Annotated in this window: 1 protein-coding gene; it reads right to left on the reverse strand. The window is 68.2% G+C overall.

Annotated features, from left to right (window positions below; genetic code table 11):
- The coding region (locus GTW67_RS37380; RefSeq protein WP_237518603.1) for a hypothetical protein at positions 1-196 on the reverse strand (196 nt) is incomplete at its 3' end.
- Positions 197-343: the final 147 nt, after the last annotated feature.

Below are 343 nucleotides of genomic sequence, written 5' to 3' on the forward strand. Positions count from 1 at the left end.
CACCCAGCGCCTGCACCAGACCCAGCGTCAACGCCACCGACACCGGAACCGAACCGAAAACCTCATGCCGGTTCGACGCCAGTCCGAGCAACGACACCACACCGGCAAACCCGTCAGGCTCACCAGCCACCAGCGGACGCAGACGGCCGGCCACCGCCTCACGACCGGACTCGTCCGCAGCAAGCTCCAGCACCACAGGCCACGCACCACAACGCGCCAGACCCGCGACACATTCACTCACCCACGCGTCATCGGCAAACCCAGCCGGCACCACGACCAGCCACGCCCCCGACAACACACCGGAGGCCACCGTCACCGGCGACCACGCCACCCGATAACGCCA

It is taken from the genome of Streptomyces sp. SID5910 (genome assembly GCF_009862125.1).
Taxonomy (GTDB): domain Bacteria; phylum Actinomycetota; class Actinomycetes; order Streptomycetales; family Streptomycetaceae; genus Streptomyces.